We start from the raw sequence: 1,744 nt of genomic DNA, 5'->3' as shown, positions 1-1,744 counted from the left end.
AGGCGCATGTTACCCCAAGGCAAAGGAATACCATTACCACGATAAACCGCTTTTAGCTTACCCGGTGCGTAGGCATCAAAGTAATGCCAGTGCGGATAAGGCGACACTACCGTCATGCGGCGCATAGCAACAGACGCTGATACTTGCAGTTGTTTATGCACACTAATCTCATAGCCATGTCGGTCAAGTAACTGTCGATACGGCACTTTAGGACACAACAACGCACCCGCAAAAAAGCTTGATTCAAAGTCACGCCATGCATGCAAAATATCTTGTGCATTCAAGGTGTTTGACTGAGGAACCAGCGCATCATCAAAGTCATCACGGCGACCAGACATCATCACACTTTTTAAGCCGTCTTTATTGTGCAACACGCAATGACCTATGTGCACGGCCAAATCGTATCTCAACCTGCTGGGTCTATTTTTCAGAATATTACTGATATAAATGGTTCCCGGTGGCTCAAAAAATGAAGTAACCAACTGCTTAGAACTCAAGCCCATTTCGTTGATAACTTCTTTAGGCGCACGGTCGATCCATTTAATTTTTAAACCCATGCCTTTGGCAATATCGATGATATCTTCGGTGGCAAGCGGCATACGTTTTAAGCCAACTTCTTCGGCCGCACGCTCTAAATCAGGAAAATGGTTTTGATGATGTTCTTGGTGGGCGCGGATCAGTAAATGAGCAAATTGGCGGCCACTGGTGCCGGTTTGCGACAACATTTCAGGGATGGCAATTTGCAAAATGTCATTGGAGAACAAAAAACTCGGCTCTAGCGGCATACCACTAATGCCGCCTTTATTGCCTTTTTCAGGCGTAATCGCTTCATCTTCTGGCACATCATCAAGAAACCATTCCACTTCTTTTTGAAAAACGACCGCAATTACCGCCAACATATCAGCGCTTGGAACACGTTTTCCGCGCTCGATCATTGACAAGTATGACACTGACGGCGAGTTACCTGAGTCAACACGCACACAACGAGCAGACAAGTCTTCCATGGTTAAGTTATTGCGTTTACGCAAGTTTCTTATCTTTGTGCCCAAAAAATGGGTCTTTCTCATTAAGCTTTTTTCATTTCTCATTTTGTATAATTCACACTGTAAAATTTTTATTGTGAAATTGTTTGTAAAAATAGCATAGACTAAAAATCAAGCTGCGAACAAGGCTTAATGATAAACAATACTGAAAAAGGTTTTGTGACCTACAACAATACGAAGAGGAATAAGGCGATGAATATGTCTACTCAAGCAAGCGCAACAGCCACCCAAAACCTTAACCGCTTCATTGGTGAGCAATTTGTGGCAACGACGAATCAACAGGATCGCACCACAAACGCCAAAGACTTTTTGGATGCACAATTTCCATTAACTGAAGGCTCACACCAAGATGTCAGCAGCTATGTAGTTTACTACACGCACTTATTGGCATTTTTAAAAGACGGCTCTCAGTGTGGTTTACAAAATCCATGTCAATTTGTGGCACTGACTGGTCACAAAAGTGAACCAACGTCTGTTGTACTAAAGAATAATGATACCCATGTTGAGATTTGTTTCGACCGCCAAGGACAAATGGGCACCACAGACCAGGCTAATATTGAAGACATTCAGGTTGCGATTCCAATCAAGAATTTGCCGACGCCATACAAGCAGTGGATTAGCTTAATCCATACAGGTTGTCAGCCAACTGAAGGCAACTGTAAAGTGTTTACGGCTAAAGATGGTAGCGACTACGCACTACA

2 protein-coding genes are annotated in these 1,744 nt (G+C 43.2%); one reads left to right on the top strand and one right to left on the bottom strand.

Going from position 1 to position 1,744, the window contains the following annotated elements:
* Window positions 1-1,088, bottom strand: a 1,088-nt coding sequence (locus CXF78_RS16475) for a helix-turn-helix domain-containing protein (protein ID WP_102037386.1), incomplete at its 3' end; no start/stop codon positions are given.
* Between the two features lie 153 nt (window positions 1,089-1,241).
* Between CXF78_RS16475 and CXF78_RS16470 the strand changes: the two genes are divergently transcribed.
* Window positions 1,242-1,744, top strand: a 503-nt coding sequence (locus tag CXF78_RS16470; protein WP_257984933.1) for an aldolase/citrate lyase/malate synthase family protein, incomplete at its 3' end; no start/stop codon positions are given.

The sequence above is a fragment of the Shewanella sp. 11B5 genome, from assembly GCF_002836795.1.
GTDB classification, from domain to species: Bacteria; Pseudomonadota; Gammaproteobacteria; order Enterobacterales; family Shewanellaceae; genus Shewanella; species Shewanella frigidimarina.
This window is presented reverse-complemented; position numbering and strand designations above follow the sequence as displayed.